The 15,993-nt window shown below is 66.3% G+C and carries 12 protein-coding genes and 1 pseudogene; 9 read left to right on the top strand and 4 right to left on the bottom strand.

Features of this window, described 5'->3' with window-relative positions; translation table 11 throughout:
- The 9 genes and pseudogenes from GTP44_RS26025 to GTP44_RS25985 all read left to right on the top strand — a co-directional run.
- Positions 1 to 482 (top strand): annotated as a pseudogene (locus GTP44_RS26025) (glycosyltransferase); the annotation flags it as partial.
- Positions 483 to 613: 131 nt separating this feature from the next.
- Positions 614 to 1,387 (top strand): glucose-1-phosphate cytidylyltransferase, encoded by a 774-nt coding sequence (gene rfbF, locus GTP44_RS26020; RefSeq protein WP_161021695.1) that lies wholly within the window; start codon positions 614 to 616, stop codon positions 1,385 to 1,387.
- Positions 1,384 to 2,469: a CDP-glucose 4,6-dehydratase gene (rfbG, locus tag GTP44_RS26015; RefSeq protein WP_161021694.1), complete on the top strand. Its 1,086-nt coding sequence runs from the start codon at positions 1,384 to 1,386 to the stop codon at positions 2,467 to 2,469. The genes rfbF and rfbG overlap by 4 nt, the downstream gene beginning before the upstream one ends.
- A 10-nt stretch (positions 2,470 to 2,479) precedes the next feature.
- Positions 2,480 to 3,799: a lipopolysaccharide biosynthesis protein RfbH gene (rfbH, locus tag GTP44_RS26010; protein WP_161021693.1), complete on the top strand. Its 1,320-nt coding sequence runs from the start codon at positions 2,480 to 2,482 to the stop codon at positions 3,797 to 3,799.
- Positions 3,799 to 5,637 (top strand): thiamine pyrophosphate-binding protein, encoded by a 1,839-nt coding sequence (locus GTP44_RS26005; protein ID WP_161021692.1) that lies wholly within the window; start codon positions 3,799 to 3,801, stop codon positions 5,635 to 5,637. The genes rfbH and GTP44_RS26005 overlap by 1 nt, the downstream gene beginning before the upstream one ends.
- A gap of 17 nt (positions 5,638 to 5,654) precedes the next feature.
- On the top strand, positions 5,655 to 6,563 hold the full coding sequence (locus GTP44_RS26000; RefSeq protein WP_161021691.1) for an acetaldehyde dehydrogenase (acetylating): 909 nt from the start codon (positions 5,655 to 5,657) through the stop codon (positions 6,561 to 6,563).
- Entirely contained in the window at positions 6,556 to 7,581 is a 1,026-nt protein-coding gene (dmpG, locus tag GTP44_RS25995) for a 4-hydroxy-2-oxovalerate aldolase (protein WP_161021690.1), read from the top strand. The genes GTP44_RS26000 and dmpG overlap by 8 nt, the downstream gene beginning before the upstream one ends.
- A gap of 2 nt (positions 7,582 to 7,583) precedes the next feature.
- A complete protein-coding gene (locus GTP44_RS25990; protein ID WP_161021689.1) occupies positions 7,584 to 8,639 on the top strand; it encodes an NAD-dependent epimerase/dehydratase family protein in 1,056 nt (351 codons plus the stop codon).
- Positions 8,636 to 9,703 (top strand): NAD-dependent epimerase/dehydratase family protein, encoded by a 1,068-nt coding sequence (locus GTP44_RS25985; RefSeq protein WP_161021688.1) that lies wholly within the window; start codon positions 8,636 to 8,638, stop codon positions 9,701 to 9,703. The genes GTP44_RS25990 and GTP44_RS25985 overlap by 4 nt, the downstream gene beginning before the upstream one ends.
- A gap of 12 nt (positions 9,704 to 9,715) precedes the next feature.
- On the opposite strand, the gene GTP44_RS25980 is transcribed toward GTP44_RS25985, so the two are convergent.
- From GTP44_RS25980 to GTP44_RS25965, 4 genes are all read right to left on the bottom strand, one after another.
- Positions 9,716 to 10,636, bottom strand: coding sequence for a hypothetical protein (locus tag GTP44_RS25980; RefSeq protein ID WP_161021687.1), 921 nt, complete (start codon positions 10,634 to 10,636; stop codon positions 9,716 to 9,718).
- A gap of 46 nt (positions 10,637 to 10,682) precedes the next feature.
- Positions 10,683 to 12,050: an HlyD family type I secretion periplasmic adaptor subunit gene (locus GTP44_RS25975; protein WP_161021686.1), complete on the bottom strand. Its 1,368-nt coding sequence runs from the start codon at positions 12,048 to 12,050 to the stop codon at positions 10,683 to 10,685.
- Positions 12,023 to 14,173, bottom strand: coding sequence for a peptidase domain-containing ABC transporter (locus tag GTP44_RS25970; protein ID WP_161021685.1), 2,151 nt, complete (start codon positions 14,171 to 14,173; stop codon positions 12,023 to 12,025). Before GTP44_RS25970 ends, GTP44_RS25975 begins: the two co-directional genes overlap by 28 nt.
- Positions 14,174 to 14,377: 204 nt before the next feature.
- Positions 14,378 to 15,993 (bottom strand): SPM autocatalytic domain-containing protein (locus GTP44_RS25965; RefSeq protein ID WP_503826645.1); only part of this gene is annotated, 1,616 nt, incomplete at its 5' end.

Raw genomic sequence — 15,993 nt, 5'->3', positions numbered from 1 at the left:
CCTCGCTGGCCGGGGTGCTGCTCGCCAGCGAACACGGCGCCGGCGACCTGTGTCAGCCGGCCGGCCTGCTGCTGCGCCGGCGGCAACTGGGCGCCAGCTTCGGCCACTACCAGGGCCAGCGCTACCGCCAGCTGGCCGGCGTGGCCACCGCGCTGGCGGCGCTGGCCGACGGCGAATGCGCCTACCTGTCGGCCGCCCTGTCCAGCTACCTGCCGGCCGCCACCACACCGCCCACGGGCGCCCTGCCCGCCGAGCTGGAAGTGGCGCTGGAACGCCTGCAGCTGTTGTGCGAGAGCAACACCCAGCGCGATTTCCTGACCGACGCGCCGCGTTTCAAGCAATTGCTGGCGGGGCGGCTGGAAACGCTGGCGACGCTGCTGCGCGCGCACCACCTCCTGCTGGCCAATGGCGACGCGCAGGTGCGCCAGCGCGTCGAGCAAACCTTGCAACGGGGTTATCAGTTGCTGCTGGCGCCGGCCTGAGCGCGGCCGCGCCGGTCGCCCGCGCCATCGCCCGCATTGGAACGTTAAACAGCCCCTGCTTTTTGTTTAAAATAAACGCGCCATCGGGGATAATACGTCAGCGCCTACGCATCCAACACAACGGGGAATACATGAAAGCAGTCATACTGGCGGGCGGTCTGGGTACGCGGCTCAGCGAGGAAACCACGCTGAAGCCCAAGCCGATGGTCGAGGTAGGCGGCAAGCCCATCCTATGGCACATTTTGAAAAGCTATTCCGCCCACGGCATCAACGACTTCGTCATCTGCTGCGGCTACCGCGGCTATGTGATCAAGGAATTCTTCGCCAATTATTTCCTGCACACGTCGGATGTGACTTTCGATCTGCAACAGAACAGCATGGAAGTGCACCAGCGCCACGCCGAGCCGTGGCGCGTGACGCTGATCGACACCGGCGCCGACACCATGACCGGCGGCCGCCTGAAGCGCGTGCGCGAGCATGTCGCCAAGGATGACGCCTTCTGCTTCACCTACGGCGACGGCGTGTCCGACATCGATATCGGCGCCAGCATCGCCTTTCACCGCCAGCACGGCAAGCTGGCCACGATGACGGCGGTGCAGCCGCCGGGCCGCTTCGGCGCGGTCGACATGGACGGCAGCCGCATCCTGAGCTTCAAGGAAAAACCGCAGGGCGACGGCAACTGGGTCAACGGCGGCTACTTCGTGCTGTCGCCCCGGGTCATCGACCTGATCGACGACGACAGCACCATCTGGGAAAAAGGCCCGATGGAAACCCTGGCCCAGCAAGGCGACATGCACGCCTTCCACCACCACGGCTTCTGGCAGCCGATGGACACGCTGCGCGACAAGGTGTTGCTGGAAGGTCTGTGGGACGCCGGCCAGGCGCCGTGGAAGCAATGGCCATGACGCCATCGTTCTGGCGCGGCAAGCGGGTTTTCCTGACCGGCCACACTGGCTTCAAGGGCAGCTGGCTGAGCCTGTGGCTGCAGCAGCTGGGCGCCGACGTCACCGGCTACGCGCTGGACGCGCCCAGCACGCCCAGCCTGTTTGATACGGCCCAGGTCGGCAGCGGCATGCGCTCGGTCATCGGCGACATCCGCGACGGCGCCGCGCTGCGGGCGGCCATGCAACAGGCACAGCCCGAGATCGTCATCCACATGGCGGCGCAGGCGCTGGTGCGCTATTCCTACGCCAACCCGGTGGAAACCTACGCCACCAACGTCATGGGCCTGGTCAACTTGTTCGAGGCGGTGCGCAACACGCCCGGCATCAAGGCGGTGGTCAACGTCACCAGCGACAAGTGCTACGAGAACAAGGAATGGGCCTGGGGCTACCGCGAGAACGAAGCCTTCGGCGGCTACGACCCGTACAGCAACAGCAAGGCCTGCGCCGAACTGGTGACGGCCGGCTACCGCTCGTCGTTCTTCAATCCGGAGCAATATGCCGAACATGGCGTGGCGCTGGCCTCGGGCCGCGCCGGCAACGTCATCGGCGGCGGCGACTGGGCGCAGGACCGGCTGATCCCCGACATGCTGCGCGCCATCGCCGCCGGCACGCCGGTGCGCATCCGCAGCCCGCACGCGATCCGCCCGTGGCAGCACGTACTGGAACCGCTGTCGGGCTACCTGACGCTGGCCGAGCACCTGTACCAGCACGGCGCGGCGTTCGCCGAAGGCTTCAACTTCGGCCCGCACGACACCGACGCCCGCCCGGTGGCATGGATCATCGAGCGCCTGTGCCAGCGCTGGGGCGACGGCGCCGCCTGGGAGCTGGACGCCGCGCCGCAGCCGCACGAGGCCCATTACCTGAAGCTGGACTGCGCCAAGGCGCGCGCGCGCCTGCAATGGCAGCCGCGCTGGCACCTCGGACACACGATCGACATGATCGTCGCCTGGCATCAAGCACAGCTGGCCGGCGCCGACATGCGCGCGCTGACGCTGGCGCAGATCAACACTTATCAAAACACCGCCCCCCTCGGCACCACCTAAGGTAGCAATCATGAGTCAAACCAAAGAACAACTGCGCGCACAGATCAACCAGCTGGTGGCGGAATACGGCGCGCTGGCCAGCGTGCCGCAACCTTTTGAACCGGGTGTGACGGTGATTCCGCCGGCCGGCAAGGTGGTCGGCGCGCCGGAAATGCAACTGATGGTGGAGGCGTCGCTGGACGCCTGGCTGACCACCGGCCGCTTCAACGACCAGTTCGAGGCCAAACTGGCCAAGCTGATCGGCGTGGACTTCCTGATCACCGTCAACTCCGGCTCGTCGGCCAACCTGGTCGCGTTCAACACGCTGACCTCGCCGAAGCTGGGGGCGCGCGCGATCCAGCCGGGCGACGAGGTGATCGGCGTGGCGGCCGGCTTCCCGACCACCGTCAACCCGATCATCCAGTTCGGCGCGGTGCCGGTGTTTGTCGATGTCGAACTGGGCACCTACAACATCGATGTGACGCAGCTGGAGGCGGCGATCTCGCCCAAGACCAAGGCCATCATGCTGGCCCACACGCTGGGCAATCCATACAACCTGGACGTGATCACCGCGCTCTGCAAGAAACACCATCTGTGGCTGATCGAGGACTGCTGCGACGCGCTCGGTTCGACCTACCACGGCAAGATGGTCGGCACCTTCGGCGACATCGGCACCATGTCGTTCTACCCGGCGCACCACATCACCATGGGCGAAGGCGGCGCGGTGTTCACCAACGATCCACAACTGAAGGCCATCGCCGAATCGTTCCGCGACTGGGGCCGCGACTGCTACTGCCCGCCGGGCAAGGACAACACCTGCGGCAAGCGCTTCTGCCAGTGCTTCGGCACGCTGCCGGCCGGCTACGACCACAAGTACACCTACAGCCACCTCGGCTACAACCTGAAGATCACCGACATGCAGGCCGCCTGCGGCCTGGCGCAGATCGACCGCGCGCCCGGCTTCATCCAGGCCCGCAAGGACAACTTCGCCTACCTGACCGAACGCCTGCAGTCGTGCGCCGAGTTCCTGATCCTGCCCGAGGCCACCGAGCATGCCGATCCGTCGTGGTTCGGTTTCCCGATGACGCTGAAGCCGGAAGCGAACGTGGCGCGGGTCGACCTGCTGACCTATCTGGACCAGCACAAGATCGGCACCCGCCTGCTGTTCGCCGGCAACCTGACGCGCCAGCCGTACATGCAGGGTCGCAACTACCGCGTGGTGGGCGAGCTGACCAACACCGACCGCGTGATGAACGACACCTTCTGGATCGGCGTCTACCCGGGCCTGAGCCGTGAAATGCTGGATTTCACGATCGATAAACTTGAAGCATTCTTTGGCGTGAACTTCTGATGCAAGCGCAAGAACCCACCATCAAGGTCGCCGAACTGCTGGCCGAAGCCCTGGAAAACCTGGATATCCGGCACGCCTTCGGCATCATCGGCGCCGGCAACGTCCATTTGTTCGACGCCATCTCCCGCCGCGGCTACACCGAAATCGTCTGCGTCCACCATGAGCAGGCCGCCTGCATGGCGGTGCAGACCTATTACCGCACCAGCGGCCGCCTGGCGGCCGCCCTGCTGACCACCGGCGCCGGCTCCACCAACGGCGTGACCGGCGTGGTGTCGGCCTGGGCCGATTCGATCCCCTGCCTGGTCATCGCCGGCAACGAGAATTCGAAATTCACCTTCCCGGAAAACCCGCTGCGCATGTGGGGCGTGCAGGGCTACGATTCGTGCCAGATGGTCGAGCGCGTCAGCAAATACCAGGCGCGCGTGACCAAGATGGCGCGCGCCGTCTACGAACTGGAAAAGGGTGTGCATCTGGCGCTGGAAGGCCGTCCGGGGCCGACCTGGATCGAGATCCCGATGGACATCCAGGCCGGCCGCATCGCCCCGGCCACGCTGGAGCACTATGTGGCGCCGCCGGCCCCCGACTACCTGAGCGCAGCCGTGGCGGCGCAGGTCGATAGCGTGCTGGCCGCGCTGGCCCGGGCCGAGCGTCCGGTGCTGTGGCTGGGGAACGGCATCCGCCTGGCCGGCGGCGAGCGGCTGCTCAAGCCGCTGCTCGAACGCCTCGGCGCGCCGGCGCTGGTGTCCTGGGCCGGCATCGACATGCTCGACTCCCGCCATCCGCTGGTGTTTGGCCGCGCCGGTGTGTACGGCCAGCGCGCCGCCAACTTCGTGCTGCAAAACAGCGACTACGTGCTGGCCATCGGCACCCGCCTGGCGATTCCGCAGATCGGCTACGACCTGAACGAACTGGCCCGCCTGGCGCGCATCGACGTGGTCGATATCGACGGCGCCGAAGCGCTCAAGCATGCCACGCGCACCCGGGAAAACATCGTGTGCGACGCCCGTGTCTTCATCGACGCGCTGCTGGCGCGCCTGGCGGCGCCGGCGGCGCCGGCCATCGCCTCCAAAGCGACATGGGTCGACCAGTGCCGCGCCTACGAAGCGCAATTCCCGTGGGTCGGCCCCGAGCACGCCGACCCGGAAGGCTACATCAATTCCTACCGCTTCATGGAGCGCCTGAACGGCTGCTTCAAAGACGACCAGGTGGTGGTGACCGACATGGGCACGGCGCTGCTGTGCGGCCACCAGGTGCTGCGCTTCAAGGACGGCCAGCGCTTCATGACCTCCACCGGGCTGGGCGAGATGGGCTATGGCCTGCCGGCCGCGCTGGGCGTGTCGTTCGCCAACGACCGCGGCGAAGTGATGTGCCTGAACTGCGACGGCGGCATGATGATGAACCTGCAGGAATTGCAGACCGTGGCGCACCACCAGCTGCCGGTCAAGCTGTTCATCTTCAACAACGACGGCTACCTGATGATCAAGCACACGCAGAAGTCGCTGTTCAAGTCCGACTATGTCGGTACCGACCGCAAGTCCGGCGTGTCCTGCCCGGACTTCTCCAAGCTGGCCAAGGCCTTCGATATCCCGGCCTACCAGATCCGCGGCTGGGACGAGGTGGACGCCACGCTGGCCGCCGTGCAGGCGCACACCGGCCCGGTGATCTGCGAGGTGTTCATGCATCCGCAGCAACTGTTCTCGCCCAAGCTGGGCGTGGTGGCGCGCGCCGATGGCACGCTGGTCTCGCCGCCACTGGAAGACCTGTCGCCGCTGATCCCACGCGCCGAGCTGGAGCAGGCGATGCTGGGCGGCATGCACGAGAAGTCGAAATCGCTGTAATCAGATAGGTCACGCAGATGAAACCCACTGAACAACTCAAGATCGCCATCGTCGGCTCCGGCAATATCGGCACGGACCTGATGATCAAAGTGATGCGCTCCAAGCACCTGCGCTGCACCTTGTTCGCCGGCCGCAATTTCAACTCGGCCGGCATGAAGCGCGCCAGCCAGCTGGGCGTGCCGATCTCGGACTGCGGCATCGAGGCCATCCTGGCCGATCCATCGCTGTGCGACCTGGTGTTCGACGCCACCTCGGCCCAGGCCCACCTCGGCCACTGGGTCGCGCTGGACGCGCTGGGCAAGACCGTGATCGACATGACCCCGGCCAAGCTGGGCGAGTTCTGCATCCCGGCCATCAACGCCCAGGCCTGCCTCGACACCGGTAGCCGGAACATCAACATGATCACCTGCGGCGGCCAGTCCTCGATCCCGATCGCGGCCGCCATCGGCCGGGTGCACGCGGACATCGAGTATGTCGAAGTGGCGTCGAGCATCGCCTCGCGCAGCGCCGGCCCGGCCACCCGCGCCAACCTCGACGAGTACATCGAAACCACCGAGGAGGCACTGCAGCGCTTTAGCGGCGCGCGGCGCGCCAAGGCCATCCTGATCCTGAACCCGGCCAATCCGCCGATCGACATGCAGACCACCATCTACGCCAAGATCGCCAACCCGGACTTGCCGGCGATCCGCGCCTCGGTGGCGGCGATGGTGACCCAGCTCAAGACCTATGTGCCGGGCTACCAGCTAATCGTGCCGCCAACCGTCGAGGGCGGCAAGGTGGTCACCACCATCAAGGTGATGGGCGCCGGCGACTACCTGCCGCAGTACGCGGGCAACCTCGACATCATCAACTGCGCCGCCATCGCGATGGCCGAAATGGTCGCGATCGCCAAGCACCGCCAGCACAAGGAGCACCAGCATGGTTAAGAAAATCCTGATCAGCGACCCGACCCTGCGCGACGGCAACCACGCGGTGCGCCACCAACTGAGCCGCGAAGCCTTCATCGCCTACTGCCAGGCGGCCGAGGCGGCGCGCGTGCCCATCGTCGAAGTCGGCCACGGCAACGGCCTCGGCGCCTCCTCGATGCTGGTCGGCGAATGCCGCCTGAGCGACGAGGAAATCCTCAGCGTGTCGCGCCAGCACCTGCACACCGCGCGCCTCGGCATCCATGTGATTCCGGGCTTTTGCACCATCAAGAAAGACCTGGTGCGCGCCATCGAACTGGGCGTGGATGTGTTCCGCATCGCCTCGCACTGCACCGAGGCCGACGTCACCGACCGCCACATCCACTACGTGCGCCAGGCCGGCAAGGAAGCCTGGGGCGTGCTGATGATGAGCCACATGGCGACCCCGGCCCAGTTGCTGGAAGAGGCGCGCAAGATGGAATCCTATGGCGCCGAAGCCATCGTCATCATGGATTCGGCCGGCGCCTACTTCCCGGACGACGTCAAGGAACGCATCGCCACCCTGGTCGACGGCCTGAACATTCCGGTCGGCTTCCACGGCCATAACAACCTGGGCATGGCGGTGATCAACTCGGTGACCGCCGTCAACGAAGGCGCCACAATCATCGACGGCACCATCCGCGGCTTTGGCGCCGGCGCCGGCAACACCCAGCTGGAAGTGCTGGTGGCGGTGTTCGAGCGGCTCGGCTTTGAGACCGGCATCGACCTGTACAAGATTCTCGACGCCGCCGACGTCGCCGAGAAGGAATTCAATCCGGTCGCGCCCACCATCTCGCCGCTGTCCATCGTCTCCGGGCTGGCCGGCGTGTTCTCCGGCTTCGCCAAACCGGTGGCGCGCGCCGCCGAAGACTACCGGGTCGACCCGCGCGATATCTTCTTCGGACTCGGCAAGCGCAACGCGGTGGCCGGACAGGAAAGCCTGATCATCGAGGTGGCGCGCGATCTGGCCGCCCAACACGCCGCCGCCCAGAAAGGTTAATCATGGCCACCCCCCACTTTGACGACATCCGCCGCGACGCCCTGGCCGCCTGCGCCGACCAGCCCGAGGTGCGCACCGCGCTGGCGCGCCAGCACATCGCCGTCACCGGCGGCACCGGCTTCCTCGGTAGCTGGATCGCCGAGCTGGTGGCCGCGCTGAACGACCAGTACCAGCTCGGCATCACGCTCGACCTGTACGCGCGCAACATCGGCGAATGGCAGCGCAACTACCCGCACCTGGCGGCGCGCGCCGACCTGCGCACGGTCGCGCAGGACGTCCGCTCGCCCTTCGAGTTCGCGCGCAACACCAGCTATGTGATCCACGCGGCCGGCATCCCCAACAACCGCGTGCACGCCTCCGATCCGCTGCGGGTGTTCCAGACCAGCGTGACCGGCATCGCCAACGCGCTGGAGGCGGCGCTGCAGTTGGACGGCCTGCGGCGCTTCGTCAACGTCAGCTCGTGCCTGGTGGCCGGCGCGCCGCAGCGTCCCGGCGCACTGGCCGAGGGCGACTGCTTCCCGCTGCCGCCGGACCAGCCGCACACCGTCTACGCCGAGGCCAAGCGCGCCGCCGAAATGACCGCCGCCGTCTACCGCAGTCAGTACCGGCTGCCGGTCTCGACGCTGCGGCCGTTCACGCTGACCGGCGCCTACCAGCGGCTGGACCGTCCATGGGCCATCAATAACTTCATGCGCGATGTGCTGACCAGCGGCGAGATCCGTCTCCATGGCGACGGCAGCGCGCGCCGCAGCTACCTGTACGGCAGCGACGCCGCGTGGTGGACGCTGTGCGCGCTGATCAAAGGCGCCGACGGCGAAGTCTACAACCTTGGCGGCGCCACCCCGGTCAGCCACAAGGAACTGGTGCAGCTGATCGGCGACGATCTGTCGCCGCGGCCGCGCGTGACGTTCAACACGGCGCCGCAACGCCAGCCCAAGCAAGACGACCTGTTCCCGGACCTGAGTCTGACGCGGCGCCGCCTGGGCGTGCAGGAAACCTGCACCATGGCCCATCTCATCGAGCAGACCTACCGCTGGCTGGCACGGGCCGGCGCATGACAGTCGCCGCACTGGACGACAACGCCATCGTCGCCGCCGATCTGCAGCAGATCGCCGACGCCGCGCTGCCATGGCAGCTGCTGCGCGGGCGCACGCTGCTGGTCACCGGCGGCGCCGGCTTCCTGGCCGCGTACCTGGTCAAGGCCCTGCTGACCGCCAACCAGCGTCACCAGCTGGGGCTGCGCGTGATCTGCGTCACGCGCCGGGCCGCCAGCGCCGCCCTGCGCCTGTCCGGCTGCCTCGGCCGTGACGACTTCGGCCTGTATGAACACGATATCGGCCAGCCGCCGCCGCCGGACTTCCCGGCCGCCGACGTTCTCGTCCACGCCGCCAGTCAGGCCAGCCCCAAGTACTACGGTGTCGATCCGGTCGGCACCCTGCTGGCCAATGCGGCCGGCACCCAGCACCTGCTGACCCATGCGCGTGCCTGCGGCGCCCAGCGTTTCCTGTTTTTCAGCAGCGGCGAAGTGTACGGCGTGCCGCCGCGACCGCAGCAACCGGTGACCGAGACCGACTATGGCTACCTCGATCCGATGAACGTGCGCGCCTGCTACGGCGAGAGCAAGCGCATGGGCGAGGCGATGTGTGCCGCGTGGGCCGCCCAGTACGGCCTGCACGCCAGTGTGGTGCGCCCGTTCCATACCTACGGCCCCGGCATGGCGCCGGACGACGGCCGCGTGTTCGCCGACTTCGTGGCCGACGTGGTGGCCGGTCGCCAGATCGTGCTGCACAGTGATGGCGCCGCGCTGCGGCCGTTCTGCTATATCGCCGACGCCACCATTGGTTTCCTGACCGTGCTGCTGCAAGGCGCGAGCGGGCAGGCCTACAACGTCGGCAACCCGCACGCCGAGATCGCGATTCGCGACCTCGCCGCGCTGCTGGCGGCACTCTACCCGGAGCGCTGCCCAGGGGTACGCTTCCAGCCGCAGCGCGATCCGCAGGCCTACCTGAAAAGCCCGATCGCGCGCTCCTGTCCGGACATCGCGAAGATCGCCGCGCTGGGCTGGCAACCGCGGACCGGCCTGGCCGATGGCTTCCGACGCACCATCGCCAGCTACCTGTAGCGCCTGCGCGCGCTATTGCGGCACGTGGAAGTAGCGGTGCATTTCTTTGGCGAACGCCGCCACCCGCCGGCCCCAGTCCGCCTTGCTGTCGAGCAGGGTCGCGCGCGTGCTGCGCATGGTGGCCTCGACCTCGGCGGCGTCGAACACCAGCGCGTGCTTGTCGTTGTAATCGCTGAGGGTCACGTGCGGAAACGCGCCTAGCTCAAAGCGGTCCATGTCCGCGCGTGAAATCTGATTGTGCTGCAGAAACACCGGCACCGCACCGCACAGCAGGGCGTCGTAATTGGTGGCCGAAATACAGTCCCAGGTATACAGGTAGCGACACTCGCGCAACAGGATCGCCAGTTGATCCTTGTCGGCCGGCCAGTGGCGCTCCAGCACCACCGTGTCGGGAATCTTGCTGCACTGGGCGAAATCATGGCCCTTGCCGAAATAGGTCAGGTCCAGCGTGCGCTCCGACCAGTGGCGCGCACCACGGTCGTGGAAACGCTCGTCGATCAGCGGCTGACTCAGAATGCCGTCCGGACCGTCATAGAAATTCTGCGAGAAAGACAAGATGTACTCGTTCTCGGCCGGCGCGAACGGCGGCGTATGAATGAGCACGTACCGCACCACGCGCTTGGCGCCGAGCGGGTTGTCGCGGATCCCTTCCGGATAAATCGCCACCCCGTGTTCGAGGAACTCCTGCACCGATGCACCAGGGTTCTCCAGCCCCAACGGGGTCCACATAAAGGCCGGATTGTACAAGCTGGATAAATGCGTCACCACATACTGCCAGCTCGGCGGCTCGGTGGGCGGGTCGGCCTTGCCGAAAAACACGATGGCCGACGGATAGCCCAGCCGGTTCAGGTGGTCACACAGGCTATGCAGCACCACCACACCAGCGGAATGATGCTGATAAGCCGGCGCGCAGATAACAAAACGAAGTTTCATATCGGTGAGCAGAAAAAGTTAACAAAGACGCCAGCAAGCGCGCCGGTCACGGCTCGCGTACCGCCTCGTCCAGCGCCCGCGTCAGCGGGTACAGCAGGTAGGACATGACGGTGCGGTGCCCCACCACCACCTCGGCCGAGACGGTCATGCCCGGCAACAGCTGGGCACCGGCCGGCAGGTTGCGCAGCTGGCCGCTGTACGGAATCCGGCTCAGATAATAGGCGTTCATGCCGCCGCTGCTCTTGTCGGCGTTTTCACGCTTGAACGAGTCGCGGCTGATGGTGCGTACCTTGCCTTCCAGCATGCCGTGTTTCATGAAAGTGAAGGCGTCCACCTTCACGTGCACCGGCATGCCGGTCTTCAGGTAGCCGATGTCGAGCGAATCGATCTCCACCTCCGCCTCCAGCTCGGCATTGAGCGGCACCAGCGTGAACAGGGCCTCGGCCTCGCGCACGATGGAGCCAACCGACAGCTTGCCGATCTCCAGCACCACGCCGTCGGCCGGCGCCACCATCTGCACCAGCTGGTGACGCTTGTCGGCCTTGGCCAGTTGCTCGTTGAGGCCGTCGCGCTCGCGGCCGGCGTCGCGCAGGTCTTCCATCGATTTCTGGCGCCAGCTCTTGTCGAACGCGGCGCGCTCGGCCTCGGCGGACGCCAGTTCGCTGCGCGTCTCGATCGCCTTGTTGCGCTGCATCTCCATGTCGCGCTCGACCTCCAGGCGGCGGTCGCGTGCTTCCAGCAGCTGCATCTTGGCGCCGAAGTTCTCGGCCACCAGTTGCTCTTGCATCGCCTCCACCTCGCGCAGCGACTTGACCCGCTTGGCCAGGATTTCCTGGTCGTGGCGGTTGGTGTCCAGGCTGGCGCGCAGGCGCGCGATGTTCTGGTCCATCTTGGTCTTTTGCGCGGCAAAGTTGGCGCGCCGCTCACTGTAGAGCTGCGCCTGCAATTCGGCGTCGGCGCCGCCGCCCTGGGCGCCCGGCACGCCGGCAGTGCCGCTCAGCTCGGCGCGCAGGCCGGCGCTTTGCGTGTCCAGCGAGGCCAGCCGGTTGCGCAGCTGGGTCTCGTCGGCGGCGGTAAAGGTCGGGTCGAGCGTGGCCAGCACCTGGCCCTTGCGCACCACCTGGCCGGTGCGCACCTCGATGCTCTGGATGATCGAGGTCTCCAGCGGCTGCACCACGATGTTCGGCAGCGGATTGACCAGGCGGCCGTGGCCAACCACGATCTTATCCAGCGGCGACACACTGGCCCAGACGATGAAGCTGACGAACACCAGCAACATCAGGTGCAGCGTCAGACGCACGAAACGCGGCAGCGGGCCGCGCTCGATGGCGTCGGCGTCCGGCAGGAACGCGATCTCGGTCTGGTCCTGCTTGCGCTTGAAGAAGCTCAGAGGTGACTTGTTTGCTGGTTCCATAAATGCTGATAAGTATCGCTACGGGTGAGCAGTTCCTCATGCCGGCCGGCGTCCACCAGGGAGCCTTGTTGCATGACCATGATTTTGTCGGCGTTGACCAGCGTCGACAGGCGGTGCGAGATCATCACCACCGTGCGGCCGACCGCGATCTTCGACAGGTTGCGGATGAAGATCGCTTCCGATTCCGGATCGAGCGCCGAGGCCGCCTCGTCGAGGATCAGGATGCGCGGCCGCGCCACCAGCGTGCGGGCGATCGACAGCCGCTGTTTCTGGCCGCCGGACAGGTTGGCGGCGTTTTCTTCCAGCATGGTGTCGTAGCCCTGCGGCAGACGCTCGATGAACTCATCGGCGCCGGCCGCCACCGCCGCCGACACCAGTTCCTCAAACGTGGCGTCGGGCCGCGTCACCGACAGGTTGTCGCGCACCGTGCCGCGGAACAGGAAGTTCTCCTGCAGCACCACGCCGATCTGCCGGCGCAGGTGCGACAGCTCGATCTCGCGGGCGTCGATGCCGTCGAAGCGCACCAGGCCCTCCTGCAGCGGATACAGGCCCTGGATCAGCTTGGTCAAAGTGGTCTTGCCGGAGCCGGAACGGCCGACGATGCCGACCACCGTGCCCTGCTCGATGGTGAAGGTGGCCTTGTTCAGCGCCAGGTTCTGCGCGCCCGGATAGCGGAACACCACGCCGTCGAACTTGATCTCGCCGTCCAGTACCGGGCGCAGGCCGTTGGCGCCGGCGCGGCCCTCCGGCGCGCGGTTCATCACCTCGCCCAGCATGCGCACCGACAGCGCGGTCTCCTGGTATTCGTTGACCAGGCCGACGATCGAGATCAACGGCTGGGTGACGCGGCCGGACAGCATCTGGAAGGCGATCAGCGCACCGACCGACAGCGTGCTGTCGAAGACGTCGGCGGCGCCGACCACGATCAGCATCACCGGCATCAGCTTGCCGAGGAAGTCGGTGACGGCGTTGCCGGCGATCGAGATCTGGCCGACCCGGAAGTGCATGGTGATCGCCTCGGCCGAGCGCTGGTCCCAGATGCGCCGCTGCGACGGCTCGATCGCCAGCGCCTTGACGGTGCGCATGCCGTGGATGGTTTCCACCAGCATGCCCTGGCGCTGGCCCTCGGCCGCGTACAGCGCGTTGAGGCGGCGCTGGAAGGTCGGCACCATGGCCATCACCACCGCGCCGATCATCAGCGCAAACAGCAGCACGATCATGGCCAGCTTGAACGAGTAGCTGAACAGCACGGGGATGAACACCAGCAGCGAGATCAGGTCCAGCACGGTCATGAACATGCGCCCGGTCAGGAAGCTGCGGATCTTCTCCAGCTGCTGCATGTGACGGGTGATGACGCCGGCGCTGGTGGTCTCGAAGAAGTCGATCGGCAGCGACAGCAAGTGGCCGAACACGCGCCGCGTCAGCCGCATGTCGATCTTGTTGGAGGCGGCCAGGGTCAGCGTCTGGCGCAGGAAGCCGAAGCTCGAATCGAACACCAGCGCCATGATCACGCCCACCGCCAGCACCTGCAGCGTGGTCACGCTCTGGTGCGTCAGCACCTTGTCGATCACCAGCTGGAAGAAGATCGGCGAAGCCAGCGCCAGCATCTGCATGGCGATGGCGGCGATGAAGATGTCGCGGAACGCCGCCTTTTGCTTGAGAATCTCGGGAATGAACCAGCGCAGCCCGAACGGCTGGTTGGGGTCGGTGAACTTGTGCTCGCGCTTGACGAACACCACCTCGCCGCGCCAGCGCTGCTCGAAGTCGGTGCGCGGCACCAGGATCACGGTGGCGTTGGGCAGCGCCGGGTTCAGCACCGCCGCCTGGTCGGGCGCGCCGTTCTCGCCCGGTTTGACGCCGACCACGATCACCATATTGCCGTCGGCCAGCCGCGCCATCAGCGGGAACACGCCGCCCTGGGCCATCAGCCGCGACCAGTCGAGCGTGTCGGCCTTGGCCTTCAGGCCGATGTCGTTGGCGATCCGCAGCAGCGCGTCGGTGCTGGGCTCTTCGGCCCGCAACGCGTTGTCGTCGATCAGCCGCTCCGGATTGATTTGCAGACCGTGATGCTGGGCGATCGCCGTCAGACACTGGATCGCGGTATGAGGAAATTTATCTTGCATAGGCCTGTCGTGGTGAAAGCTGGGGGAAAGCTTGCATTAGCGCACTATTATTCCAGCCTTGCGATTCTACCCCAGGCCACCGCCTGCACGGGCACTTTGTTGTTGTAAAACACACGCGGCTTTCCCCGCCTGTTCGGCCGATCAAAAAAAAACGGCAAGGCCCGCGGGCCTTGCCGTTGTCAGCGCCGTGTTGGGCGCCGCAGCTTACTTGGCGGCCAGGAAGCCGTGCTGCGCACCGCCTTGCAGCGCTTTCAGGCGCAGCGACTCGTCGCTGGCGGCCTGGTGGCTGGTGGCGGTCAGCTGGTTCTCGTAGCTGCCGATCGCCGTCGCCAGGTTGGCCGCCGCACTACCGACCGCGCCCGGCACTTCCAGCTTGGCGCTGGTGCTGGCCGTGGTCGCCGCGTCGAAGCTCGACATCGCCGACGACAGGCCGCTGACCGAATTGCTCAGGCTGGTCGCCGCCGTGCTGCCCATCTGGAACCAGACGTCCGCCGCGGTGTGGGTCGCGCCGTCGGCGGTCTCGAAGGTCGAGGTGATGCCGACGATGTTGCCGTTGTTCAGCGAGACATCCTGCTTGGCGTTCAGGTTCAGCTTGGTGATGCTCAGATCGGCCAGCGATTTGAGCTCGTCCGCCTGGCTGATGCCGTCGCTGTTGCCGTCGACCCACACACGCAGGTTGCCGAACTGCGCATCCTTGGCATCGATCACGCCGTCGCCGTTGGTGTCCAGTTCCGCCAGCGCTTCGTAACCGGTCTTGGCTTTCTGACCGTTGGCCAGCGTGGTGCCAGCGCCGAACAGCTCGCTACCGTCGTTGATCTGGCCATCGCCGTTGCGGTCCAGGACCAGCAGGCCGTCACCGCCGCCAATCCAGCCGACATTGGTCTTGTTGCCGTTGGCCAGCAGGTCGAAGTTGACGCCCGCGCCCAGACCGACGGTCTGGATGCCGTTGCCGTTCAGGTCCAGCACCAGCGGCGTACCCAGCGCCGACGGCAGCGCGGCAACCTGGTCGGTGGTCAGACCAGGGATCTGATCCGTGGTCAGCGCGCATACCTGAGCCGTGGTCAGCGACGCGATCTGGCTCGTGGTGAGCTTGGACACTTGCGTGCTGGTCAGCGAGGCGATGGCCGAGGTACGCAGCGCGCGCAGATCACGGGTCTCGATCGACGCCAACTGATCGGTGCTCAGCGCCTGCAGCTGGGTGCTGGTCAGGGCGCCGGCCTGGGCGGTGCTCAGCGCGACGATCTGGTCGGTGCTAAGCACTTTGACCTGATCGCTGGTCAGCGCCGCGATAGCCGAGGTCTTCAGCATCACGAGATCCACCGTCTCCAGCGCCTTCAGCTGGTTGGTGGTCAGCGACGACGCTTGCACGGTGGTCAGCGCGGCGGCCTGGTTGGTGCCGATGGCAACGATCTGGTTGGTGCTGAGGGCCATCAGACTGTCGGTGCTGATCGCGGCGATCTGGCCACTGCTCAGCGCTTGTACCTGGTCGGTGCTCAGCGCCTTGAACTGGTCGCTGCTCAGCGTGGCGATGATGTTGGTTTTCAGGCCGACGATGTCGCGGGTTTCGATGGCCGCGATATTGTTGGTCGACAGTGCGTTGAACTGCGACGAGTTCCAGCCGCTGAACTGCGCCGAACCCATGGCGACGATCTGGTCGGTGCTCAGGCCAACCAACTGGTCCGAGGTCATCGCCGCGAACTGTGCGCTCTTCAAGCCGGCGATGTTTTCGGTGGTCAGCGCGTGGACCTGGTTGCTGCTCAGCGCGGCGATCACCGAGGTCTTCAGCGCGGCCGCGTCGGCCGACTGCAGGCTCACGATCT

Origin of the sequence: Duganella lactea, assembly GCF_009857505.1 — a bacterium.
GTDB lineage: Bacteria > Pseudomonadota > Gammaproteobacteria > Burkholderiales > Burkholderiaceae_D > Rugamonas > Rugamonas lactea.
The sequence above is the reverse complement of the archived record's forward strand: the minus strand, read 5'-3'. Positions and strand labels throughout refer to the sequence as shown.

Coding starts and splice junctions, on each gene's coding strand:
- rfbF (WP_161021695.1), top strand. CDS start 614: ATGAAAGCAGTCATACTGGCGGGCGGTCTGGGTACGCGGCTCAGCGAG.
- rfbG (WP_161021694.1), top strand. CDS start 1,384: ATGACGCCATCGTTCTGGCGCGGCAAGCGGGTTTTCCTGACCGGCCAC.
- rfbH (WP_161021693.1), top strand. CDS start 2,480: ATGAGTCAAACCAAAGAACAACTGCGCGCACAGATCAACCAGCTGGTG.
- GTP44_RS26005 (WP_161021692.1), top strand. CDS start 3,799: ATGCAAGCGCAAGAACCCACCATCAAGGTCGCCGAACTGCTGGCCGAA.
- GTP44_RS26000 (WP_161021691.1), top strand. CDS start 5,655: ATGAAACCCACTGAACAACTCAAGATCGCCATCGTCGGCTCCGGCAAT.
- dmpG (WP_161021690.1), top strand. CDS start 6,556: ATGGTTAAGAAAATCCTGATCAGCGACCCGACCCTGCGCGACGGCAAC.
- GTP44_RS25990 (WP_161021689.1), top strand. CDS start 7,584: ATGGCCACCCCCCACTTTGACGACATCCGCCGCGACGCCCTGGCCGCC.
- GTP44_RS25985 (WP_161021688.1), top strand. CDS start 8,636: ATGACAGTCGCCGCACTGGACGACAACGCCATCGTCGCCGCCGATCTG.
- GTP44_RS25980 (WP_161021687.1), bottom strand. CDS start 10,636: ATGAAACTTCGTTTTGTTATCTGCGCGCCGGCTTATCAGCATCATTCC.
- GTP44_RS25975 (WP_161021686.1), bottom strand. CDS start 12,050: ATGGAACCAGCAAACAAGTCACCTCTGAGCTTCTTCAAGCGCAAGCAG.
- GTP44_RS25970 (WP_161021685.1), bottom strand. CDS start 14,173: ATGCAAGATAAATTTCCTCATACCGCGATCCAGTGTCTGACGGCGATC.